Here is a 22,453-nt window from a genome sequence, read left to right on the forward strand (position 1 = left end):
GGCGGCGGGCTCCGGAAGCGCGTCGAGCCGCGAACGTTCCTGCTCCAGCCGGCCGTTCACACACGGGGTACCGGAGCGGGAGGGTGGGGTGCGGGAGTTCGGGTCCGTCATCGGCAGGGACAGCGAGATCCGGGAAGTGGCGGACACCCTGCTGTCCACCGGCGCCCCGGCGCGCACTCTGCTGGTCGTCGGCGGAGCCGGAACGGGCAAGACCGCCGTGCTGGAAGAGGCCCGGCGCGCGGTGGTCGCGGAAGGCGCCAGAGTCCTACGACTGCGCTGGCCCGAGGGTGAGAGCCCGCCCGGCGCCACCGCTCTGGCCGACGGCGTCCATCACGTACTCACCAGGATCCACGACCGCCGGAGCCCGGCCCGCGGCAGTGCCGTCCGCCGGATCCGGCTGAAGACCACCGGCCGCGACGGTGAGTTGACGCTGCTGTCCGTGCTGAGCGAGGTCCTCGCGGACGCCGCCCGGCGGATCCCCTTCGCCGTGATGGTCGACGACGTGGAGCGGATGCCGGCGGCAACAGCGTCCGCGCTCGGCCTGCTGTTGCGCCTCTTCCGCCCGGCCGGCGTGCCGATGGTGATGGCCGGCCGGCCGGTCCACCCCGGAGACGGCGGATTGTCGCAGCTGACGGCGGCGGCGGACCGGCTGCTCGAACTGCCGCCGCTGCGGCCCGCCGACGTCGAGGCCCTCGTCGTACGGCGGCTCGGCCGCCCGGTCGAACCGGCGCTGGTGACGGCGGTGCTGCGGGCGCTGGGCCCTATGGCCGGCATCCCCGAGGCGGTGCTGTCGGTGCTCGACTCGATGGACGGGCACGGCGACTTACTGGAAATCGACGGTCAGGTGTGTCTGACCGAGCCGGAGTCGGCACTGCGGCTCGGCACGGATGTGTCGGAGCTGAGCCGGCTCTGCCGGCCGGGCGCACCGCCGGACACGGCCGCCCTGGACGCGATGGCCGCGGCGGCCCGCAACCTCGGACACGCCGAGATCCGGCTCGACGATCTGTACCGGCTGAAGCGCGGGGGCCCGCGGCGGGACGGCGTCGTCGACCGGACCCTGAGCCCCCTGCTCAGGGACGGGATCCTGACCGTCGACGAGGACGGCCGGATCGCCTTCGCCGTTCCGGCGTTCGCGGCGGCGCTGCGCGCACTGCCCACCCCTCATGCCGTGCCGCCGCTGCACACCCTGATCGTCACCTCGCTGACCGACCGGCTGGGCGCGGAGACGGCGGGCGGCGGCTACCCCCGTCTGGCCGATCACGTGACAGCCGCCGGGTCCGGGCTGGACGACGTCCTCGCGGTGGATGTGCTGCTGGCGGCGGCCCGTACGGACGCCAGGTCGGACTGGCCCCGGTCGGTGCGCGCCTACTCCTCGGCGCTACGGCGTCTGCCGCCGGACGATCCCCGCACACCCGGCGTACTGCGCGAGTCCGCCGAGCTGAGCCTGCGCCATGCCGACCACGCCGGCGCGCTGGCGCTGGGCGAACCTCTGCTCGCCTGCCTGGACACGCCGTCCGCGGAGCGGGACCGGGAGGACCTGGAGTACGTCGCCGGGGTGTGGGCCCTGGCGGCACTGCACGAGCACCGACCGCCGTACGCCCCTGACGCCGGCGTCCGGCGACGCGAGGTTCTCGGACGGGCACCCGCCGTGACCGGATTCGCGGCACTGGCCGGTCCGTTCGGGCAGAGCCGGGTGTCCTGCCGTACGGACGGCGAGGCCCGCCCGGCGCCGACCGGACGCGGTCGGCCCGGGTCAGGGCCGCTGCCCTCACCCGCGGAACTGCGCCTGCTGGCCGCCGGCTCGGGCAGCCGCGCCGACCTGCTCGCCGCCCTGCCGCCCGGCGTGGACGGCGTGGACGGCGTGGACGGCGTACAGAGCCTGGACCGGCTGCGGAACGCGGTCGCCCACGCGGACCTGGCCGGTGCCCTGGGCGCCGTGCTCGGTGACCGCTACACGGGGCCGGGGAACAGCACCGCCGCGCTGTACCACGCCATGGTGGGCGACTATCTGAAGGGCGACTGGGACCACGCCCTGGTGACCGCCCGCCGGATCGAGGCGCGCGGCCGGACCCGTGGCACGACGGCGGCCGGCGCGCATCCGGCTCGCGCGCTCGCGGCCGAGATCCGCTGTGTGCGCGGGGAGTTCGAACAGGCGCGGACATGGCTCGAGCTGATACCCGACACCGTGGCCCACCCGCTCGTCGCCTGGACGAGGCTGGGCCTGCGGTACTGGTCGGGCCAAGTGGCGGAGGCCCTGGATGGAGCGCGTGAGGACATACGGCGCGCTCGCGCGAGCGGCCTGCTCGCGGGCGTCGAGAAGGTGCTGCTGCGGTGTCTGTCGTTCGCCCTGCTGGAGGCCATGCCCCGGGCCATGGAGGGGGCGCTGGCGGAACTGGAGGCGCTGGACCGGGAAGTGGGCTCCCCGATGACGCGCGAGGCGGTGCTCTTCGCGCGCGGTCTGGTGCACGGCGACATGGACAGCGCCTCGGGCGCCCTCCGGTCGGTGCGCGAACGGGGCGACGCGTATCTGGAACTGCTCTGCTGTCTGTGCCTGGTGGAGATCGACGACGACTCCGACCGGTGGCTGGCGGAGGCCACGAGCATCGCGGGGCTGCTGGGCATCGGGCGCGCCACCCGTACGACCCTCGGCCATATGACGCGGCGGCGGGGCGCCGCACAGCCGAGGTCGCGTCCGGCCGGCGACGAGTTGAGCGAGCAGGACGTCATGCTGACCGCGATGGTCAGCCGCGGGGCGACCAACCGGCAGATCGCGGCACGGCTCGCGTGGAGCGAGAAGACCGTGGAGCGGCGGCTGACGCTGCTGTTCCAGCGCACCGGGTGCCGCTCCCGGGTGGAGCTGGCCGCGGCCTGGCTGGACGGCAGCCTCGCCGACCGCGACCCGACGGGTTCCCGGGCGGGGCGGTTCGGCCTCTTGGGCGGGTGAGCACAGCCGCCTCCCGGCTCAGGAGAAGCAGGCCGTATGGGTGTCGATGGGGAGACCGAGCCGGCCGGTGTCCAGGGAGCCGTCCGCGTTGATCTGGAACTGCCAGTCCGCGTGGGGGATGTAACCGAGCACCAGGAGCGTGTCGGTCCCGCGCAGCGGGGTGTCCCGCCACTTCTCGTTGCGGAACTGGGCGGCGGTCACCACGAACAGCCGGCGGGAGGGTGACCCGGTGGCCACCGTGGCGCGGTCGTGGCGGATGTGCCGGGTCTGGAACGCCGAAGCCGGCGGGACGGGTCCGGACGGCTCGCTGGGTCCGCAGGTCAGCGCCTCGCCCTGGGTGTCCGCGGTGTGCAGACGGGGCGACCGCGCGCCCAGTCCGTCGGTGACGGAGGGGGAGGCCGCCGTTCCCACCAGGACGACCGTGGCGAGGAGCCCGACCGGTCCCGAGACGAGTTCGGTGATGAGGGCCTGCGCCAGGCGCAGGACATCGTTGTTGTCACCCGTCAGGGCGATCGTCCCCGCGAGCCGCGAGAGGTCGACCAGCACCCTGTCGTCGCCGTGGCGGCCGAGCGTGACGGTCAGGGAGTACGGATGGGTGTGCCCGGCGCCCACGTTGCCGGTCCGGCGCAGGCTGGCCGGTTCCACCGACCACTCCTTCCCCGAGACGTCCGCGGTCCAGGGCGCCGGCGCGGGCGCGTCGGCTTCGGCGAGCCGTAACGTCAGACGCTGTGCCGAGTAGAAGACGGCGTGCACCTCCGGCAGCGGGCGGGTGCCGTGCGGGCGCCCCTCGGCCACCGCCCGCAGGCCCAGGGCGACCGTCTCGAGGGCCTTCCGGGTGCCGCCCTTGCGTGTGCGCCGGATCAGTGCGGCGACTGCCCCGAGCAGCACCACGACCAACACCACGGGCAGGACGATGGACGCGATCACGCGGCCCCCCTTGTTGCTGAGAATCCTGTGTTACTGAGAATCCTGAAAACGCGCCGGAGTGCCTCGGGCCGCACGGCATACCGAGCACCGGACCGCGCTGCCACCCCCGGGACGGGCCCCCACCCGTCGGGCCTGACGCGCCGCCCGGTCATCGTGGTGTGCCCGCCGCGTCCGGTGGAAGCCGAACCCGCGAACCTTGCCGGTCTGTACAACTCTCCCGTCATCGGCCACTCGCGCCAGATTTCCCTCGACCGGCGCACCCTCGGACCCGTAGCGCGGATGCCGCGTACCCGCGGATGGCACTATCGCCACTTGAACCAAATGAACGACCTCAGGTGTGAGTTGGGGGGGCGTATGCCTCAGCGGGTACTCATGGAGACCGTGCGCGTGGCGATACACGCACCCGCCCCCTTGGTCCGCGCCGGGCTGGCCGGCTTCGTCGCACTGGACCCGCGTCTGCGGGAACTGCCGCGCGACAGGACCCGGGAGGCCGACGTGATCGTGGTCGCCGTGGACGTGGCGGACGACTCCGCGCTCGAACTGCTCCCCCGCCTGTGCGACAGACCTGGCGCACGCTTCCTCGTGGTGGTGGGCAAGCGGTGGCAGGCCGATGTACCGGCGGCGCAGAAGCGGGGCGTCCACGCCGTCGTGTGGTGGGACTTCTGCAGCCCGGACGTCTTCGCCCGCACCGTGCGCGCGGTGGCCGGCGGCGACGGGAGCACGCCCACGCGCCCGGGGGCCCTCACCCGTCAGGTGCGGCACCCGGAGCGGACGGAGCAGAACGTCCCCGTCTCCCGGGCCAGGGCCGTGTCCCAACTGAGCGCCCGCGAGGTGGACGTACTGCGCCTGATCGCCGAAGGCAAACAGTGCGACGAGATCGCGACGGAACTCTCCTACTCCGAACGCACGGTGAGATACATCCTCTACGGCGCGATGGAGCGCATGCGGACCCGCAACCGCGCCCACGCCGTCTCCTACGCCATCCGGGCGGGACTGATCTGAACCCGCCGTGCGCGGCGACGCCGAAGGGTGATTGGCTGTCCCCGGTTTCGTCAGCCAGTCCATCCACGGAAGGCCCCAGCCATGAGCAACCCCTACGCGTTCGAATACAAGGTCGTCACGTTCCGTGAGTCACTGATCGGAGACGCGCTGGACAGCGACAAGCTGGAGAAGGTGCTGAACAAGCACGCGGAGGACGGCTGGGCGCTCAAGGCGATCACGTCCGCCGACGTCAAGGGCCGGATCGGGCCCGGTGCGGTCGAGGGCCTGCTCCTCACGCTGGAGCGTCCGCGCCGCTGACGGCCGCGGGCCGGTAAATCGGTCGACAGCGTCTTGCCGGGCCCGGCAGAGTGGCTGCCCGTGACGAGCAGCGAGCTGTGGACCCGAGAGACCGCCGACCGCTACGACGCCGAGGAGAGCGAGATGTCCTCGGTCCGGGTTCTCGGACCGGCTCTCGCCTTCCTCGCCGAACTCGCCGGAGACGGCCGGGCTCTGGAGTTCGCCATCGGAACCGGACGCGTGGGCGTCCCGCTCCGGGAACGCGGTGTGCCGGTGGCGGGTATCGAACTGTCCGAGCACATGGCGGCGGTCCTGCGGCGCAAGGTCGACGAGAACGCGCTGCCGGTCACCGTCGGGGACATGGCCACGACGGTGGTGCCCGGCGAGTTCACGCTGGTCTATCTCGTCTACAACACCATCACGAACCTGCTCACGCAGGACGAGCAGGTCGAGTGCTTCCGCAACGCCGCACGTCATCTGGCGCCCGGCGGCCGATTCGTCATCGAGCTGGGCGTGCCACGGCTGCGGTTCCTGCCGCCCGGGCAGTTCGCCGTACCGTTCGACGTCTCCGAGGAGCATCTCGGCTTCGACACCTTCGACCTGGTCGAGCAGACCCTCGTCTCGCACCACCTCACCCGCGACGACGACGGCCGCTATCGCCGCGACGCCTCCCGGCACCGGTACGCGTGGCCGACGGAGCTCGACCTGATGGCCCGCATCGCCGGCCTCGAACTGGAACGGCGCGTCGCGAACTGGGAGGGCGCACCGTTCACCCAGGACTCCGGCAAGCACATCTCCGTCTGGCGCAAACCGGTCTGAGCCGGTGCCTCGGACGTCGGACGCGCAGACCGCCCGGGCGTAGGCTTCGCTCAGCACGGACACGGCGGGGGCGGAGCAGATGACGGCTGAGTCGACACAGAGGTGGGGGTCGACCCTCGATTCGGTCGTGGTGTACGCGCAGGGCGCGGTCTGCCGCCGACTGGCCCGGGGCAGCGTGCCGCCTGACGGCCGGGTGCGGGTGACGGGACTGCCCCGCTCGCTGGACCCGGGCTCGCTGCGGGCCCATGTCCTGGGCGCCCCCGGGGTGCGTGTCACCGAGGCCCGGGTGGAAGTCGAGGCCGAGCCGCTCGGCACGGGCACGCCCGACGAGTTGCGGCGCGAGGTCGAGCGGCTGAGCGACGAGTACGCGGCGGCGCAGGGACGCCGGGACCGACAGCTGAGCCTGATCGAGGAGGTCAGCGCTCTCCACCCGGTCCCCCCTGGCCGCGGGTGCGAGGACCCGCACCGCCGCACCCCGGTCGACGCGTGGCTGGAGCTCGCCGACTTCGTCGACGAGCGGCTGACGGGACTGCACACCCGCCTCGTCGAGCTGGACGAGGCGCTGCGCGACGTCGAGCACGAGCTCACCGTCGCCGCCGACAGGCTGGCCCGCGCCTCCACCGACGTACCGTCAGCGCACGTGGAGACCACGGTCTGCGCGGTCCTGACCCTCGACGGCACCGGTGACGCGGAGGTGGAGCTGGAGCTGGAATACGGGGTGCCGGGCGCCGTCTGGGTACCGGCCTACCGTCTCACTCACCGTCAGGGCGACGGGAGCGGCCGTCTGGTGCTGCGCGCCTCGGTCGCCCAGCGGACCGGCGAGGACTGGACCGGCGTGCGCATCGCTCTGGCCACCGCCGATCTTCAGCGCCGTACCGACCTGCCGAGGCTCCGCTCGATCCGGATCGGACGCCGTCAGCCCGCCCCCTCACCGTCTGGCTGGCGCGAGCCTCCGGCCGGGCTCGTCGACCTGTTCACCGGGTACGACGCGGCCGGCCCCCGCCCTGCCACGACCGCCGCACCTGCGGCTTTCGCGGCCGGCTCCGCGCCCGTGAGTGCCGCTGACCGCTCCGCACCCGGTCCCGTTCCGCCATCGCCGCTTCCTCCGCCGCCGGCACCGCAGGCCTACGGCGGTCCGCCGGCCGCGGTCCCGGCGCCCGGCGGCTCGGCCGGCGCTCCCCCGGAAGGCTTCGGCGGCGGGATGGCCGCCCTCGCGCAGCCGGCCGGATCGCGACCGGCCGGCAGGCCGCGTGTCGGCGGCAGCACCTTCGCGGCTGCCCCAGCCCTCAAGGCGCCCGCGGCTCCCGGCCGGGCCGCGCCGCCACCCCCTCCGGCACCGGTAGCCGGTCCGCCGCAGCCGACCGACGCCGAGCTCGACTATGCCGCCCTTGTCCTGTGCGGCCCCGACGAGCAGGGCAGTCGCAGAGGCCGGCTGTTTCCCGGCTCTCCCTTCGACCCGGTGGCGGCCGAGTACCGCCGCCGCGCCGAAGCGGTGGCAGCGCTGCCGCTGCCCGGACAGGCCGTGCGGCCCCGCGAGTCGGCGGGTTCCTTCGACCACCGCTTCGATGCCGGCGCCCGCGCCGACATCCCGTCGGACGGCACCTGGCACACCGTCACCGTCGGCGAGATCCCGGTCGGCCTGCGCACCGAGTACCTCTGCGTGCCGTCCGTGGAGCAGACCGTGTACGCGACGCTGGTGCTTTCCAACGCCACCGACCAGGCACTGCTGGCCGGTCCGGTGGAGGTCACTGTCGACGACGACTTCCTGCTGACCGCCGCGCTGCCCACGCTCGCCCCCGGCGGTGTCCGCCGGGTCGGGCTCGGGCCGGCCGAGGGCATCCGGGTCACCCGCCGTACGAACCTGCACGAGTCGACCTCGGGCCTGCGCAACAACACCACCGTGCTCGACCACCGCGTCCACGTGGAGCTGGCCAACCGGCTCGCGAGGCCCGTCACCGTCGAAGTCCGCGAGCGGGTGCCGGTCACCTCCGAACCGGACGTCCGGATCGAGGAACGGGCCGACTGGACGGCACCCGAGGAAGGCACGGGGCCCGATCGCCATGCGCCGGGCACCCGCGTCTGGCGACTGGACCTGCCCGCGGGCGCCACTGCCACCCTCGACGGCGGCTACGAGATCCGCATCCCGACCGGCAAGGCCCTGGTCGGCGGCAACCGCAGGAGCTGACACACGCCATGTCCACGGCCCCGAAGCCGATCGCCCTCCCCGTCACCGCCGTGACGTGCCTTGAGGATCGCGCCCACATCGAGCGCGCCGTCGTGCTCGACCTGGGGGCCGGGGTCCAGCGGCTGCGTCTCGGGCCGGTCAGTGCGCTGGCCGTCGACCGGACCCTCCATGCCGAGCTGACCGCCGATCACCCCGCGACCGTGCTCGACGTGCGGATCGTCCGCAGCTGGACGCCACGCGGGCCGCTGCCGCCCGCCGACGGCGACTCCGCCCTGCGCCACCGCGTGCACACCCTCGAAGAGGAGCGGCTGGCCCTGGGGCAGCGACGCGACCGGCTGCATGCCCGCCTCGACCTGCTCGGCCGCCTCTCCGCCGATCTGCTGCGGGAGATCGGCGAAGGCGCCGGCTCCGGGGAGAGCGAACGGCCCCGCTGGGCCCGCGAACTGGACCGGGTGGACGACGAGCGCGACGCGCACGCCGAGCAACTGCGCACCGTGGAGGCCCGGCTGGCCGCCCTCGCCGCCGAACTCGGGGAAGCCCAGCGGGCCATGCACCTCTCCGAGGAGGAGCCCGCCGAGCTGGTCGGCCATATCGAGTTGACCGTGGAGGCCGCGGCCGCCGGGCCGGTCGGGCTGCGCCTGAGCCACCTCACCCCGTGTGCGCTGTGGCGGCCCGCCTACCGGGCCGTGCTCGACGGGGACTCCCTGACACTGGAGACCGACGCCATGGTCTGGCAGCGCACCGGTGAGGACTGGTCGGACGTACGGCTGACGTTGTCGACGGCCCGCTCTGCGCTGGCCACCGATCCGCCGCTGTTGGGCGAGGACCGGCTGACGCTCAAGGACCGCTCCGCGGCGGAGCGCCGCACGGTCGACGTCGAGCTGCGCGAGGAGGAGATCGGGGACCTCGGCCCAGCCCCGGTGCTCGGCCTGCCTGGGGTGGACGACGGCGGCGAGGCGCGGGTGCTGAGATCCCCTGCGCCGGTCTCCGTGCCCGGAGACGGCCGCGCCCACCGGGTGCCGCTCTCCGTGTTCACCACGGCCGCGAGCAGCGAGTACGCCTGCTCACCCGAGGTGTCGCCGCTGGTCACCCAGGTGGTGCGGTTCGCCAACCTGTCCGGTCACGCGCTGCTCGCCGGGCCCGTGGACCTGGTCCGCGGCAGCGGATTCAGCGGCCGCGGCACGCTGGACTTCACCGCCGTCGGCGCCCCCGCCGAGCTCGCCTTCGGCAGTTGCGACGACTACAGGGTGGTCCGGCATACCGAGGAGTCCCGCGACTCCGCCGGAATCACCCAGCGGACCGTCGTCACCCGCACGGTCCGGCTGCACCTGTCCCGGTTCTCCGCCCCCGGGGAGCAGGGCGAGCGGCTCGTCGTCCTTCGGGAGCGGATCCCGGTCTCCGAGGTCTCGGCGGTGGAGATACGCCTGCACAAGGATTCATGCTCCCCCGCGCCCGACGTGGTCGACGCGGAGGGCATCGCCCGCTGGGACGTCACCCTCCCGCCCGGCAGCCGCCGCACGGTCACCCTGGTCTACGAGTTGTCGGCGAGCGCCAAAGTCACCGGGCTCTGAGCGCTGGTGGCCGCTGCCCGCCTGCTGATGCAGGCCTGATCCGACTCCCGCCCCGCAGCCGGTGGCCGTCTCGCACACCCGAAGGACTTGAGGGCGGGTCTCCCGCCTGTCGACAGCACGCACGCCCAGAGCCGTCGGCGGAACCAGCAGCTCGACCCGGCGCGTCCGGCCGCCGAGGAACAGGTCGAGGCTCGACGCTGTCGGTAGGACCAGGGGGCGCATGCATCCTCGCCGTCTGTTGACGAGCGTTGCTTCGTTCACAGCGTCGACAGGTCACGCGAGGGGGTGTCGCCGCCGGCTCCGGCACGGGATCTACGCGACTGATCGGCGCCGTCCGGGGAACCCAGCAGGTACCGGCGCAGCCACCGAAATCACGTGTGGTTCGTCGTCCACCGGCAGGGGTAGACAGATGCTCGCATTCGCGGCCGCCGCACTCTTCGTCATCGCCTTCATCATCCATGTCACCGAGACGTCGACCGAGGTGATCTTCAGTCCGATGAGCCTCATGCTTGTCGGGCTTGCTTGCCTCGCTGTGCACTCGGCCGGCGTGGGGTCTGGCTGGTCCTCCCGAGGAAGCGGGCGTCGCCGCTGAGGAAGCGACGCGCTCCCTCCTCGTACCGGCGGATCCGGACGGGGAGCGGCCGGGTATTGCCCATCGGCGGGCCTGAGTTGCGCCCGGATCAGGCGATCGCCGAGTCCTTCAACGCCACATGCAAGCGGGACGCGGAGGTACAGCAACCACCGCGACCGCAGCCGACCGACGATGGGCCAGGTCACCGGCAGGACACCCCGGACCCTCTCAATGAGCGGTGGTGTCGGAACCGCTCACGGCACCGCTGCTGGACGGCCCGGGCGACGCCGAAGCCCTGGGACCGGAGCTGGGACTGAAGCTGGGACTGGAGCTGGGGCTGTGACTCGGGCTGGTACCAGAACCGGTGTCCGGCGCCCCGCTCGCGTCCGGCGAGGCAGAGCTGCCCGTCCACGGCTCCGAGCCACTGGACACGCCCGGAGCGGGTGTCCGGCTGTCGTCGGGAGCGGGGGTACCGGCCGAGCCACCGCCCACCGAGGTTCCCCTGCCCGGCTCATTCTTGACGACGGCCGCCACCGGCTTACCCATGATCAGCTCCACCGCGGTCACCGTGACCATGGCCAGGGCGAAGACCAGGCCCGTCGCCAGGCCGTACTTCTTCCAGCGGATGGCTCTCCGGACGGAGCCACCCCGATAGGTGGTGACCGACTCACCTCCGGAGGGCGTGAAGGACGGTACCGCGTCGACAACCGAAGCGTCGGCCGGTAACCCGAACGCCGCCCGGGCGTCCGCGCGGTGATCCGCCCGCTCCTCACTCGGCGTCCTCGGCACCCCTATCGACGGCACCCCTATCGACGGCACCCGGCTACGGATCCCCTCGCCCGTCCGGCGGAAAGCATGCGAGAAGACCGCCGCGCCGGTGGTCGCACTGGCACTGACCACGGCGGCACCGATGATCGTCCCGGTCACCCCCAGCAGGGACGCCAGCACCGCGCCCACCACCGTCGCGAGTGCGCTCGCCACCACCTGCACGGCAGTCAGGTCGAGCACCTTGCGCTTCGGCGCCCGGCCCTCTTCTTCTCTGCGATTCTCCATCAATATCCCTTGCTGGTTCCGGAGCCCGACGGCCGTCGACGCCGTGGCCATCCGCGTGATGGCGGACCGCGAGGCTCCTTCGACGGTGCGGGCGGTACAACGGGACGACTGCCCGGCTGACGGTGTTTCACCTGCGATCAGCGACGACGACCCCGACCGGTCACCTGTCAGCCGCACACGGCACTCACGTCACCGGCATGACGACCAAGCCGAATCGCCGGCCCTGTCGGTGGGCAACGCGGCAGGGCAGCCCGGCATTGAACCCGCCAGGTCATCGCCGTGTAAACATCGTGGTGCCCCTCTCCCCGACCCACCGTGGGACCGGCCTCCGGACTACGCTGTGTACGGACGTCCCAGACCCCGGCGGGCCACTGCTGCTTGGCGCACATGCCCTCTACGTCTTGTCGCGCACCGCCGCGGCCGGAGGATCCCTGCAACTGCACCACCCCAGCCCGGCGCTGGAACGCCTCGTCGTTCTCACCGGCTCCGGCTCCCTCTTTCTCGCCCTCCCGGATGCCTTCGCCGGGAGCCGACCGCCCCCGCGGCCCTCTCCCGTACACCAGGTGACAGCCCCGCCCGGGCGGACGGCGGCAGAGCCGGGCGGCCTCGCGCACCATCCACGGACTCGGTGGCCGCGGGAGGGTCCGGGGTGAGGCAGCGTACGTACCTTGTGACGGCTGGTGGCCGGTCGCCCCGGGTCCAAGGGGCTGACAGCCGACGAGGCCGAACGTTCAGGCGATCCCGGTGCCGCGCAGCAGCAGCAACGCCACGTCCACCACCGCCACGGCGACGGCTGCCACGAACGCGGCCCGCTCCCAGCGGCGTCCCAGCACCGCCCCGGCCACCGCGACCACGACGGCCACCGCGAGCGCCGCCGTTCCCCGTCCGCCGGGTGGTCCGGCGGGCCCCAGCACCAGCACCGCGGACGCGATCACCAGCGGCACCGGCAGCAGCAGCCGGGCGCCGTCCGGGCCCAGCCGGTGCGGCCATCCCCGTACGCCCGTCGCCAGATCCCCGCGGATGTCCGGCAGTACGTCTCCCAGATGGGCGCCGATCCCCAGTAGCGCCCCGGCGGTGACGACCCACCAGGCCGGCCACGGCTGCCCCGGCAGGCCCAGCGCCACGAACGCCGGGAGCGCGGCGAAACCCACCGCGTACGGTGCCCAGGACCATGCTGTCGCCTTGAGCCGCAGGTCGTACGCCCACGCCGCAGCCACTCCGGCCAGGTGAACGGCGCCCGCCCACAGGCCACAGGCGAGCGAGAGCGGCACGCACAGCGCCAGCGCGGCATACGCGGCCACCCACACCTCCGTCACACCGATCGCACCGTCGGCGACCGGTTTGCCACGGCGGCCGGCGGCGACATCCCGGCGCGCGTCGAACGCGTCGTTGCACCAGCCGACGGACAGTTGCCCGGTCAGAACGGCGGCGGCGGTCAGGACACCACGCGCGGCGCTCTGGCCGGCGGTCACGGCCAGAGCGGCCATCAGGGCGGTGACCGCCACGACAGGCCCGGGGTGGCAGGCCCCGGCCAGGCCGCCCACCCGGACGGCCCAACCCACGGCCGGGCCGCCGGTCGTCGACTGCTCGGGAGTGCCCACCCGGCCGATGTTAGGCGCCCGGGCTCCACCCGGCTGGAGCACGCGCCCCCGGGGAGGACGGCCGGACGGGCGATTCATGGTGTCGAAGTCCCGGTCCGGGGAACACGTGGGAAGCAACTCACCCGAGTCGGGAACCGGACGGGAACCATATGACGCGGATCGTCGCCGTTCACGGTGCCCTCGCACCGCACCGTAGGACCCAGTCCGAGATCACCGACATGGTGGCCCGCACCTGCCTGCCCGAGGGGACCGACCGCCGGGTCCTGGACCGGCTGCACCGCAGCGCGAGGGTCCGCTCGCGCCACATGACGCTGCCGCTCGAACGGTACGGGGAACTGGACGGATTCGGCGCCGCCAACGACGTCTTCATCGCCGCCGCCACCGACCTGGGCGCCAAGGCCGTCCAAGGCGCACTGCGCATGGCCGGGCTGTCCGCAGCCGACGTGGACCTGCTGATCTTCACCACCGTCACCGGCATCGCCACCCCCTCGATCGACGCACGGCTGGCCGGCCGCCTCGGACTGCGGCCGGACGTCAAACGACTGCCCCTGTTCGGCCTGGGCTGTGCCGGCGGCGCCGCCGGCCTGGCCCGTATGCACGACTACCTGCTGGGCCGACCCGGCCACGTGGGGGTGCTGCTGTCGGTCGAACTGTGCTCGCTCACCTTCCAGCGCGACGACGCCTCCATGGCCAACCTGGTCGCCACCGCACTGTTCGGCGACGGCGCCGCCGCGGTCGTCGTGTGCGGCGCGGACCGCCCGGACCGCCGGCACGAGAGCGTCGGCCCGACGATCGTGGACACCCGCAGCCACCTGTATCCGGACACCGGGCGCGTCATGGGCTGGGACATCAGGAACTCCGGCTTCCAGGTCGTCCTCGACCCCCAGGTCCCCGATGTGGTGCGCCGCTACCTCGCCGATGACGTCGAGGGGTTCCTCGGCGACCACGGGATCAAGCCGAAGGACGTGACCGCCTGGGTGTGCCACCCGGGAGGCCCCAAGGTCCTTCAGGCCGTCACCGAGGCCCTCGACCTGCCCGAGGCGGCGCTCGATGTGACCTGGCGTCATCTGGCCGACGTGGGCAACCTGTCCTCGTCGTCGGTGCTCCACGTACTGCGCGACACCCTGGCCGAACGCCGCCCGCCGCCGGGCACGCCGGGTGTCCTGCTGGCGATGGGGCCCGGCTTCGCCTGCGAACTCGTCTTGCTGCGCTGGTAGTCCGGACCGTCGAGGGACACAGGACAAAGGACACATGATCTGGTACGGACTGCTGGTGGCCGCCGTCGCCGCCGAGCGCGTCGCCGAACTCGTCGTCGCCCGCCGCAACGAACGGTGGAGCACCGCCCACGGCGCGACTGTTACCGGGCAGGGCCACTACCCGGCGATGGTCGCTCTTCACACAGGCCTGCTGGTCGCCTGTCCGGCCGAGGTGTGGCTGGCCGACCGGCCCTTCGTACCCGCCCTGGCCTGGCCGATGCTCATCGTGCTGGCGGCCGCCCAGGCACTGCGGTGGTGGTGCATCAACACCCTGGGGCCCCGGTGGAACACCCGGGTGATCGTCGTACCCGGCCTGCCGCTGGTGACGAGCGGCCCCTACCGGTGGCGGTGGCTGCGGCATCCGAACTATGTGGCCGTCGTCGCCGAGGGCGTGGCCCTGCCACTCGTCCACACCGCCTGGGTCACCGCGGCCGTGTTCACCGTACTCAACGCCGTCCTGCTCACCGTGCGCATCCGCTGCGAGAACCGGGCGCTGACCGCCGCGACCACGCCGACCGCACCCGCTCCGGCGTGATCGACGTACTGGTGGCCGGCGGTGGGCCGGCCGGTCTGGCCACTGCCATCCACGCCGCGCTCGCCGGCCTGGAGGCCGTCGTCGTCGAACCCCGGACCGGGCCCGTGGACAAGGCCTGCGGAGAGGGCGTCATGCCCGGCGGTGTCGCCGCGCTGCGAACACTGGGCGTCGAGGTCACCGGCCGCGAACTGCGCGGCATCCGCTACGTGGACGGCACCGCCCGTGCCGAAGCGTCCTTCCGCGGTCGTGGCGGGCTGGGAATCCGCCGTACGACGCTGCACTCCGCACTGCACCAGCGCGCTCTCGGCCTCGGCGTGCGGATGCTGACGGGCAAGGTCGGCGAGGTGCGCCAGAGCGCGGACACGGTCACCGCCGCCGGAACGACGGCCCGTTGGCTGATCGCCGCTGACGGCCTGCACTCCCCCGTGCGCCGCGGGCTGGGGCTGGAGCTGCCGGGCCGTCCCCACGGCCGCTACGGACTGCGCCGGCACTACCGCGTCGAGCCGTGGACGGACTTCGTGGAGGTCCATTGGTCCGGGCATGGCGAGGCCTATGTGACGCCGGTCGGCGACGACCTGGTGGGCGTCGCGATCCTCAGTCGCAGCCGTCGCGGGTTCGCCGAGCACCTGGCCGGCTTCCCGGCCCTCACCGCGTCGCTGCGCGGCCCGGCCGCGACGGAGGTGCGCGGCGCCGGACCACTGCGGCAGCGGGTGCGGCGCAGAACCGCCGGCCGTGTCCTGCTCGTCGGCGACGCCGCGGGCTACCTGGATGCCCTCACCGGCGAGGGAATCGCCCTCGCGCTGGCGACGGCCGGGGCCGCCGTCCGCTGCCTGGCCGCCGGGCGACCGGACGAGTACGAGCGCGCCTGGGCCCGGCTGACCCGACGCCACCGCCTGCTGACCGGAGCCCTGCTGACCGCGAGCCGCCGTCCCGGCACCGCCCGCCTCATCGTCCCCGCGGCGTCCCGCATGCCTCCGGTGTTCTCGGCCGCGGTCCACGCACTGCAGTAGTGGTCGTCTACTCCGGACGGTCTTCCGGAGGCGTCCCGGTCGGGCCGGTTCTGTCTCTGTCATCCGGGAGACGGCCAGTCGACTCGGCCGTGCACCGTCGGCGACGAGGGATGCCTGTGGGTGGCGATGTGGGACGTCGGCGCGGTCCGCCCGGTAACACCCCGACGGCCGCCGGCTCCACACCCTGAGCCGGTGATCCGCTCGTTGGACACCATGGAGCCAGGTTCCGGTAGTTTCCGTTCCCGCCGATATGGGTGGCGCCGAAGGACCTGTACTTGTGCATTCCGCGTCGGGTTTGGAGGTTGCCCGGTTCGCGGTTCCAGTCGCCCATGGCGGCCCACACGCGGTTCCCTGCCTGCCTGCCGACCGGGACGTCGGAAGGTGGTTGTTACCTGTACCAGGGCAGGTTGAGGGACCGCGGGTACGGGTCCCATGACCACTCCTCGATGTCCCACCCCCTCCACTGCTGCGGACGCTGTTGTTGGTCAGCGGATGAAGATCGACGCGGCGCATCCTCCCGGCTCTGTGGACGGTGATTCGCTCGCACCGTCGAGGAGAGGGCCGATCAGGACGCAACGACAGGTGCGGGCCCTGGGCGGAAACTCGCCACAAGAATGTGCAGGCTGACGACAAGGGCCCACACGGGGAAGACGAGCTCGGACCAGCCGATGGTGCGCGAGACGAGGAGCAGCGTCAGAGCGACGAGATAGCCGAGGAGGGAAAGCCAGCGCGGAAGGACTCCGAGCCGACGCCCGATGGTGGAGGTCGTGAACGTGAATACCGCGGCCATACGCATCGCGTAGGTCGTCAGGAGGCTGTAGGTGACGTGACGGCCGAATGACCACCCTTGCAGCTTGGAGCCGGCCCCGGCGGCATCGGCCGTGACCAGTAGGCCGCCGGCCGCCGCCGCGGCCCCGAAGAGAGTCGCCACGAACAGCAGACCGCTGCCCAGGAAGACCATGGCGAAGAACTGGTCCTCTGCCGCTCCGATGCGTGCGCGCACAGCGCCCATGAACCACAGGAAGAAGATGCCCGCGAAGGGAATGAGGTTGAGCGCCGTATGTACCGTACGCCGACGCCAGGGGTCGGTGACCCAGCTGTTGCCCACGTAGTCGGGCTCGTCCGGTATCGCTACGCGGACCATGACGATGGCCGCGGCGAGCAGCAGGGCAAAGATGATCCCCACCAGTCCCGCGGCTCGTGGAGTGCGCAGCGCCTGAAGTTTCGTCTCCATGGGCGGTCTTTCGCTTCCTCTCCCAGCCGGTGTGCTCCCCTCCGGTGACAGCCTCTTTCCCTCGTCGGTGGCGGTGTCGGTGGACAAGCCCTGAGGAAACGGGTTCCGCCCGGCGCGTCACGGGCCGGGACGAGGCGATGCGACCTCGCGCGGACGCCCAGGTGGCGACTAAGACCAGCAAGCACCGTTGTCCGTCGACGTGCCACCGGGACTGTCCATGCGGGTGACGTGCACGGACCACCGGTGAGTCGGGCCGTGTGATTCGGGGCCCCAGGTACGGCCCGCTGGGAACGAAGGGCTTCGGGAGGCCGACAGCCGACGGCCGGCCTACTGCGGTGGGCTCTGGGCGCCGGCCGGCCAGGCCGAGCTCGGCCATGATCTTCGCGGTGGTGTTCACCGAGCGCGCCGGCCCTTGCGGACCAGCGTGATCCACTCTTTCGGCGAGCCGTGAGTGCCGCCGGAGCCGGTGAACCCCTCGGTCACCACCTCGGCCAGTCTCAGGCGGCGTACCTCACGACGGGTGGGTCCCGCCACGGCTGCCTGACCCACAGGACCGTGCAGCGTCTGAGCACCTCACGCTCCACGACCAGTTCCCTGTTGTCCCGCTTGGGCTGGGCGTTCTCCCGGCGTAGTCGCTGCCGCTCATCGCTTTCGTCACAGTCTTCACGCTGCGCACGGCGGCCCGGTCGAGCGATGGCGGTCCGGAAGATCGCTCCAGCCGTCGCCGCCGGAAACACGGCCGTCCTCAAGCCCGCCGAGACGACACCGACCGGCACCGTGCGGCTCGCGGAGGGAGCGCCCGCCTTCTGCCACCCGGGCATGGTCAACCTCGTCCTCGGCGACCGCCACACAGGCCGTGCTCTCATCGCCCACCCGGCGGCGGCACGCCACTCGCGACCATGCCAGGGTGCAACGGACCAGCGCCGCATCGGCTTCGGTGCCCACCGACGGGAAGAAGCACTCCGGCCAGGACAAGGACCTGTCCGCGTACGGTGTGGTCAGTCGGGCGAGGAACAGCAGTCGCAGTCGGAGGAAGCGATGTCAGACCCATGTTGCGCTCCCACGTCGGCGGGCGACCGGGAGGTCCCCGAGCCGACCGCCGTGCGGCTCCAGGCCTCGGAGCGGGACCGGGCGCAAGGACTGCGCGCCATGCTGCGCATCCCCGGAGGGACGTTCCTGATGGGAGGTGACGACGCCGACGCGTTTCCCGAGGACGGTGAAGGCCCGGTCCGCGAGGTGCGGTTGTCGCCGTTCCTCATCGACGCGACCACCGTCACCAACAGGCAGTTCGCGACGTTCGTGCGCAGCAGCGGCTACCGGACCGATGCCGAGCGCTACGGCTGGTCCTTCGTGTTCTACGCACTCGTCCACCCCGAGGCCCGGCATCTGGTGCGCGACGGCACGGTGGCGCAGGCGCCCTGGTGGCTCGCGGTTGACGGGGCATGCTGGCGGGCCCCCTACGGGCCGGGGTCGTCATGGACCGATCTGTCGAATCACCCTGTCGTCCACGTCTCCTGGCGCGACGCGTCCGCCTACGCGACATGGGCGGGCAAGCGCCTGCCCACGGAGGCGGAGTGGGAGAGGGCGGCGCGTGGCGGGCTGGTGGGCTCCCGCTTCCCCTGGGGCGATGAGCTGCTGCCCCGGGGCCAGCACCGCTGCAACATCTGGCAAGGGCGGTTCCCGCAGGTCAACACGGGCGAGGACGGGTATCTGGGAGCCGCGCCGGTCAAGAGCTACCGGCCCAACAACTTCGGCCTGTACAACACATCGGGCAATGTCTGGGAATGGTGCTCCGACTGGTGGAGCACCGCATGGCACGCGGCCGACCGCCCGGAGACCCGCCAGGACCCGGCCGGACCTCGCACGGGGGAGGCGAAGGTGATCCGCGGCGGCTCCTACCTGTGCCATGCGTCGTACTGCAACCGCTACCGCGTCGCCGCGCGCACGTCCAACACACCCGACAGCAGCACCGGGCACATGGGGTTCCGCTGCGCGGCGGACCCGTCCCCGTCACGCTGACGGACCGCCCGGGCGACCGCTCCGCCCTCAACCGGGCGTGGGTGGGGTGTGGTTGACACGGCAACAGGAAGCTGGGGAAACTACACCCAGACTACTGGTTTGACCAGTTAACTAGAGCGGGGAGCCTTCCTCGGAACCTCCGGAGGTCTGCCGGCTCGGAACCTCCCAGGGGTCTGCCGGCCGCGCCAAGCCCTCGGGTTCCGCCTGCCCGACCGCCGTCGCCGCCCAGCAGAGGTGATGAGTGCGGACCCCGCTGCCGCCACAGCGCACGATGGAATGTCCATGCAAAGGAGCGTCCTGGATGACCACCGCCTCTCCGCATCCGCCGTCCGCGAGCGGTATTTTCCAAGGCAGGATCGGCACGACCTTTGAGGAATCGACTCCGTGGTGGCCCGATGAGCAGGCGCTTCCCGAGGACACGCCCAATGTCGTGGTGATCGTGCTCGATGACGTCGGCTTCTCCGACCTCGGCTGCTTCGGCTCGGACATCGACACCCCGGCCATGGACGCCCTCGCCACCGACGGCCTTCGCTACGCGAACTTCCACACCACCACGCTGTGTTCGCCGACCCGCGCCTGCCTGCTGACCGGCCGGAACCACCACTCCGTCGGTATGCGGATGCTGTCCAACTTCGACACCGGCTTCCCCAGCGGTCGCGGACGGATCACGACGGCCGCCGCGACTCTGCCCGAGGTGCTGCGCGACAGCGGCTTCAACACCATGGCCGTGGGCAAGTGGCACCTGGCGCCGATGGAGCAGACCACCGCGTCGGGGCCGTACACCCAGTGGCCGCTGTCCCGCGGGTTCGAGCGCTACTACGGATTCCTGGAAGCCGAGACGGACAGCTTCTATCCGGAACTGTTCTACGACAACCACGCCGTGGCTCCGCCGAAGAGCCCGGAAGAGGGCTATCACCTCAGTGAGGACCTGGTCGACCGGTCGATCGAATTCGTCCGGGACCAGACGTCGGTCACTCCGGACAAGCCCTTCTTCCTGTACCTGGCGTTCGGCGCGGCGCACGCCCCGCACCAGGCTCCCCAGGAATACCTGGAGAAGTACCGGGGCCGGTTCGACCACGGCTGGGACGCCGAGCGCGCCACCCGGCACGCCCGGCAGATCGAACGGGGCATCCTGCCGCCCGGCACCGAACTGGCACCGCGCAACCCCGGGGTCGTTCCCTTCGACGAGTTGTCGGACGACGAGAGGAAGCTGTCCGTACGCCTCCAGGAGGCCTATGCGGCGATGCTCGACCACACCGACCACGAGATCGGCCGGCTCATGGAGTTCCTGGAGCGGACAGGCCGGATGGAGAACACCATCACCATCCTGCTCTCCGACAACGGGGCCAGCCAGGAAGGAGGACAGAAGGGTTCACTCAACCCCACCGCATTCCAGAACGGCGTCCCCGAGGACCTCGAGGAGATGGTCGCGCGGATCGATGAAATCGGCACCACACGCGCTCATGCCAACTACCCCTGGGGCTGGGCACAGGCGGGCAACACGCCGTTCAAGCGCTACAAGCAGAACACCCACGAAGGCGGCGTCCGCTGCCCGCTCATCGTGCAGTGGCCCCGGGGGCTGCCGCACACCGGCGAGATCAGGCAGCAGTTCCACCATGTCACCGACATCGTCCCGACCCTGTTCGACCTACTCGGCCTGCAGGCTCCCCCGGTCTACAACGGCATCCCGCAACTGCCGATCCACGGTGTCAGCATGGCCTACACGTTCGGCTCGCCGACCGCGCCGACGCGCAAGGAGGCCCAGTACTTCGAGATGTTCGGGCACCGCGCGATCTGGCACGACGGCTGGAAGGCCGTCGCCTTCCACCAACGCGGAACGTCGTTCGACGCGGACCAGTGGGAGCTCTACCACCACGACACCGACTACTCGGAATGCAACGACCTCGCGAAGGAGCGACCCGAGCAACTGCAGAAGATGATCTCCCGCTTCTGGGTGGAAGCAGGCAGATACGATGTGCTGCCGCTGGACGACCAGGGGTTCGCCTACCGGGCGAAGATTCCGCGTCCCGGCTCTCCGCGCAGGCGCACCACCTTCACCTACTACCCCGGCATGGCCCATCTGCCCGGCGCCGCGGTGCCACCGGTGATGAACCGCGCGCACCGCATCAGCGCGTTCGTCGACCGGGCCGCCGCGTCGGACGAGGGTGTCCTGGTGTCCCTGGGCAACATCAGCAGCGGATACGTCCTGTACGTGAAGGACAACCGGCTGGTCTACGAGTACAACTTCCTCGGCACCCGGTACACGGTCACCTCGGCGGAAGAACTCCCGATCGGCCCGGCGGAGCTGACCTTCGAATTCGTCAAGACCGGTGACGTGCAGGGCGTGGGACACCTGTATGTGTCAGGGAAACCGGTCGGCAGCGAGGCCATTCCCCGGGTCCTGCCGCACTTTCTGGGATGGCAGGGCCTCGACATCGGCCGGGACACCCTGTCGCCCTCCTCACCCGGCTACGACGGCGAATTCGCGTTCACCGGAGGGTTCGAGAAGGTCGTCTTCACGGTCGCGCCGGACGAAGAGGGCAACGAACCCTTCGAGCGAATCGACTGAGCCAGCTGGACAAGTCGAAGGCCGTCTGCGCGATCGGCGCAGACGGCCCTCAACCGCGGACGGACCGGCCCGACGTCCCGTCAGTTGGGTGGCGTATAGCGTCCGTCGATCGCCGTCCAGCCTCCGTCCACGAAGAGCTGGCTCCCCGTGACGAAGGACGACGCGTCCGACGCGAGGTAGACGACGGCGCCGGCCAGTTCGTCGGCTCGGGACCAGCGGCCCAGGGCGCTCTTGGCCGCGTAGGCCTGCGACCATTCCGGCACGGCCCTGATCTGCGCGGTCAGCGGTGTGTCCACGACACCCGGCGCGACGGCGTTCACCCGCACGCCCGACGGGCCCAGCTCGGCCGCCGCGGTCCGCAGCAGCTGGACGAGGCCGGCCTTCGTGGCCGCGTACACCCCCTGTCCCGGCTCGACGGTCACCGCGCGAATCGAGCTGAAGCCGATGATGCTCCCCCTGCCGCGTTCGGCCATGCCACGGCCGAACGCTCGCACCAGGTCGAAGGACGCGCGCAGATTGAGCGCCACGACCCGCTCGAATTCCTCCGCCGTGTAGTCGAGCAGGCTCTTGCGCACGTTCGTCGCGGCGGTGAAGACGAGCACGTCGACGGGGTCGAGTTCCTCGGCGGCACGCGCGACCGCCTCGCTGTCGAGTACGTCGAGGGTGTACGGCGAAAGGCCCGGCCCCATCGACGCCGACTCCTCGGCCGCCTTCGGGTCACGGTCGGCGCACACCACCGTGGCGCCGTGCCCGGCGAGGGCCAGGGCGCTCTCGCGGCCGATTCCGCTGCCCGCGCCCACCACCACGGCCCTGCGGCCGTCGAGCCTGAACAGGCGGGAGTACGCGTCCACCGCATCGGTGGGGTCCTTTGTCTGCATGGT

At 71.9% G+C, this 22,453-nt stretch carries 17 protein-coding genes and 1 pseudogene; 13 read left to right on the forward strand and 5 right to left on the reverse strand.

Annotated features, from left to right (window positions below):
• Positions 1–88 precede the first annotated feature (88 nt).
• Complete coding sequence (locus ACFPIH_RS25735; RefSeq protein WP_381167249.1) at positions 89–2,944, forward strand: helix-turn-helix transcriptional regulator; 2,856 nt, start codon at positions 89–91, stop codon at positions 2,942–2,944.
• Positions 2,945–2,962: 18 nt separating this feature from the next.
• On the opposite strand, the gene ACFPIH_RS25740 is transcribed toward ACFPIH_RS25735, so the two are convergent.
• On the reverse strand, positions 2,963–3,871 hold the full coding sequence (locus ACFPIH_RS25740) for a hypothetical protein (RefSeq protein ID WP_381167251.1): 909 nt from the start codon (positions 3,869–3,871) through the stop codon (positions 2,963–2,965).
• A gap of 387 nt (positions 3,872–4,258) precedes the next feature.
• Between ACFPIH_RS25740 and ACFPIH_RS25745 the strand changes: the two genes are divergently transcribed.
• The 6 genes from ACFPIH_RS25745 (at position 4,259) to ACFPIH_RS25770 (ending at position 10,316) form a co-directional block, all read left to right on the forward strand.
• On the forward strand, positions 4,259–4,873 hold the full coding sequence (locus ACFPIH_RS25745; protein ID WP_381167253.1) for a helix-turn-helix transcriptional regulator: 615 nt from the start codon (positions 4,259–4,261) through the stop codon (positions 4,871–4,873).
• Between the two features lie 81 nt (positions 4,874–4,954).
• Positions 4,955–5,170, forward strand: a complete 216-nt coding sequence (locus ACFPIH_RS25750; protein WP_381167255.1) for a DUF4177 domain-containing protein — start codon at positions 4,955–4,957, stop codon at positions 5,168–5,170.
• A gap of 60 nt (positions 5,171–5,230) precedes the next feature.
• Positions 5,231–5,968 carry a class I SAM-dependent DNA methyltransferase gene (locus ACFPIH_RS25755; protein WP_381167257.1) on the forward strand — a complete coding sequence of 246 codons (738 nt, stop codon included), beginning with the start codon at positions 5,231–5,233 and terminating at the stop codon, positions 5,966–5,968.
• Positions 5,969–6,047: 79 nt separating this feature from the next.
• Complete coding sequence (locus ACFPIH_RS25760; RefSeq protein WP_381167259.1) at positions 6,048–8,153, forward strand: DUF4139 domain-containing protein; 2,106 nt, start codon at positions 6,048–6,050, stop codon at positions 8,151–8,153.
• 8 nt (positions 8,154–8,161) lie between these two features.
• Positions 8,162–9,724 (forward strand): DUF4139 domain-containing protein, encoded by a 1,563-nt coding sequence (locus ACFPIH_RS25765; RefSeq protein ID WP_381167261.1) that lies wholly within the window; start codon positions 8,162–8,164, stop codon positions 9,722–9,724.
• A 409-nt stretch (positions 9,725–10,133) separates the two neighbouring features.
• The gene (locus ACFPIH_RS25770) at positions 10,134–10,316 is read left to right on the forward strand and encodes a hypothetical protein (RefSeq protein ID WP_381167263.1); all 183 of its coding nucleotides are present in this window, start codon (positions 10,134–10,136) and stop codon (positions 10,314–10,316) included.
• A gap of 207 nt (positions 10,317–10,523) precedes the next feature.
• On the opposite strand, the gene ACFPIH_RS25775 is transcribed toward ACFPIH_RS25770, so the two are convergent.
• Positions 10,524–11,348 carry a hypothetical protein gene (locus ACFPIH_RS25775; protein WP_381167265.1) on the reverse strand — a complete coding sequence of 275 codons (825 nt, stop codon included), beginning with the start codon at positions 11,346–11,348 and terminating at the stop codon, positions 10,524–10,526.
• A 731-nt stretch (positions 11,349–12,079) separates the two neighbouring features.
• The gene (locus ACFPIH_RS25780; protein ID WP_381167266.1) at positions 12,080–12,949 is read right to left on the reverse strand and encodes a UbiA family prenyltransferase; all 870 of its coding nucleotides are present in this window, start codon (positions 12,947–12,949) and stop codon (positions 12,080–12,082) included.
• A gap of 149 nt (positions 12,950–13,098) precedes the next feature.
• Here ACFPIH_RS25780 and ACFPIH_RS25785 point away from each other — a divergent pair, with 149 nt between their 5' ends.
• The 3 genes from ACFPIH_RS25785 to ACFPIH_RS25795 are packed head-to-tail and all read left to right on the forward strand — an operon-like array spanning position 13,099 to position 15,750.
• On the forward strand, positions 13,099–14,166 hold the full coding sequence (locus ACFPIH_RS25785; RefSeq protein ID WP_381167268.1) for a type III polyketide synthase: 1,068 nt from the start codon (positions 13,099–13,101) through the stop codon (positions 14,164–14,166).
• A gap of 34 nt (positions 14,167–14,200) precedes the next feature.
• Positions 14,201–14,740, forward strand: a complete 540-nt coding sequence (locus tag ACFPIH_RS25790) for an isoprenylcysteine carboxyl methyltransferase family protein (RefSeq protein WP_381167270.1) — start codon at positions 14,201–14,203, stop codon at positions 14,738–14,740.
• Complete coding sequence (locus ACFPIH_RS25795) at positions 14,737–15,750, forward strand: NAD(P)/FAD-dependent oxidoreductase (protein ID WP_381167272.1); 1,014 nt, start codon at positions 14,737–14,739, stop codon at positions 15,748–15,750. The genes ACFPIH_RS25790 and ACFPIH_RS25795 overlap by 4 nt, the downstream gene beginning before the upstream one ends.
• A 565-nt stretch (positions 15,751–16,315) precedes the next feature.
• On the opposite strand, the gene ACFPIH_RS25800 is transcribed toward ACFPIH_RS25795, so the two are convergent.
• Positions 16,316–16,984 carry a hypothetical protein gene (locus ACFPIH_RS25800; RefSeq protein ID WP_381167274.1) on the reverse strand — a complete coding sequence of 223 codons (669 nt, stop codon included), beginning with the start codon at positions 16,982–16,984 and terminating at the stop codon, positions 16,316–16,318.
• 693 nt (positions 16,985–17,677) lie between these two features.
• Between ACFPIH_RS25800 and ACFPIH_RS25805 the strand changes: the two are divergent.
• The 3 genes and pseudogenes from ACFPIH_RS25805 to ACFPIH_RS25815 form a co-directional block, all read left to right on the forward strand.
• Positions 17,678–17,851: pseudogene (locus ACFPIH_RS25805) on the forward strand (aldehyde dehydrogenase family protein); the annotation flags it as partial.
• Positions 17,852–18,022: 171 nt separating this feature from the next.
• Positions 18,023–19,003, forward strand: coding sequence for a formylglycine-generating enzyme family protein (locus ACFPIH_RS25810; RefSeq protein ID WP_381167534.1), 981 nt, complete (start codon positions 18,023–18,025; stop codon positions 19,001–19,003).
• 301 nt (positions 19,004–19,304) lie between these two features.
• Entirely contained in the window at positions 19,305–21,572 is a 2,268-nt protein-coding gene (locus ACFPIH_RS25815) for an arylsulfatase (RefSeq protein ID WP_381167276.1), read from the forward strand.
• Between the two features lie 80 nt (positions 21,573–21,652).
• On the opposite strand, the gene ACFPIH_RS25820 is transcribed toward ACFPIH_RS25815, so the two are convergent.
• Entirely contained in the window at positions 21,653–22,450 is a 798-nt protein-coding gene (locus ACFPIH_RS25820) for an SDR family NAD(P)-dependent oxidoreductase (protein WP_381167278.1), read from the reverse strand.
• Positions 22,451–22,453: the final 3 nt, after the last annotated feature.

This window comes from Streptomyces vulcanius (assembly GCF_042653945.1).
Classification (GTDB): domain Bacteria; phylum Actinomycetota; class Actinomycetes; order Streptomycetales; family Streptomycetaceae; genus Streptomyces; species Streptomyces mangrovi.

Excerpts from the sequence above, each read along its gene's own strand:
- ACFPIH_RS25750 (WP_381167255.1), top strand. The coding sequence starts at position 4,955 with ATGAGCAACCCCTACGCGTTCGAATACAAGGTCGTCACGTTCCGTGAG.
- ACFPIH_RS25760 (WP_381167259.1), top strand. The coding sequence starts at position 6,048 with ATGACGGCTGAGTCGACACAGAGGTGGGGGTCGACCCTCGATTCGGTC.
- ACFPIH_RS25765 (WP_381167261.1), top strand. The coding sequence starts at position 8,162 with ATGTCCACGGCCCCGAAGCCGATCGCCCTCCCCGTCACCGCCGTGACG.
- ACFPIH_RS25770 (WP_381167263.1), top strand. The coding sequence starts at position 10,134 with ATGCTCGCATTCGCGGCCGCCGCACTCTTCGTCATCGCCTTCATCATC.
- ACFPIH_RS25775 (WP_381167265.1), bottom strand. The coding sequence starts at position 11,348 with ATGGAGAATCGCAGAGAAGAAGAGGGCCGGGCGCCGAAGCGCAAGGTG.
- ACFPIH_RS25785 (WP_381167268.1), top strand. The coding sequence starts at position 13,099 with ATGACGCGGATCGTCGCCGTTCACGGTGCCCTCGCACCGCACCGTAGG.
- ACFPIH_RS25790 (WP_381167270.1), top strand. The coding sequence starts at position 14,201 with ATGATCTGGTACGGACTGCTGGTGGCCGCCGTCGCCGCCGAGCGCGTC.
- ACFPIH_RS25800 (WP_381167274.1), bottom strand. The coding sequence starts at position 16,984 with ATGGAGACGAAACTTCAGGCGCTGCGCACTCCACGAGCCGCGGGACTG.
- ACFPIH_RS25810 (WP_381167534.1), top strand. The coding sequence starts at position 18,023 with ATGTCAGACCCATGTTGCGCTCCCACGTCGGCGGGCGACCGGGAGGTC.
- ACFPIH_RS25815 (WP_381167276.1), top strand. The coding sequence starts at position 19,305 with ATGACCACCGCCTCTCCGCATCCGCCGTCCGCGAGCGGTATTTTCCAA.
- ACFPIH_RS25820 (WP_381167278.1), bottom strand. The coding sequence starts at position 22,450 with ATGCAGACAAAGGACCCCACCGATGCGGTGGACGCGTACTCCCGCCTG.